This window comes from Salmonella sp. SAL4457 (genome assembly GCF_046548235.1).
GTDB classification, from domain to species: Bacteria; Pseudomonadota; Gammaproteobacteria; order Enterobacterales; family Enterobacteriaceae; genus Salmonella; species Salmonella enterica.
Map to the genome: position 1 here is coordinate 1 of NZ_JBGDZO010000822.1, position 257 is coordinate 257.

The 257-nt window shown below is 62.6% G+C and carries 1 protein-coding gene; it reads left to right on the forward strand.

Annotated elements, in window-relative coordinates:
* Positions 1 to 257, forward strand: a 257-nt coding sequence (locus tag ACLJNW_RS26465; RefSeq protein ID WP_410961547.1) for an OmpA family protein, incomplete at both ends; no start/stop codon positions are given.

Below are 257 nucleotides of genomic sequence, written 5' to 3' on the forward strand. Positions count from 1 at the left end.
TCGCCGTGCTCCAGGAGCAGGGCTTCGAACTCCGCGACGAAGGCTGGGAGTTCGGCATGTCGAGCAAGGTGCTGTTCGGCAACAATCTCGACCGTCTCAATCCCGACAGCCGCAACACCCTGACCAAGATCGCCCGCGCCCTGCTCGCGGTAGACATCGACAAGGTCCGCCTGGAAGGCCACACCGACAACTACGGCGACGAAGGCTACAATCAAAAGCTCTCCGAACGGCGCGCCGAATCGGTGGCCGCGGTATTC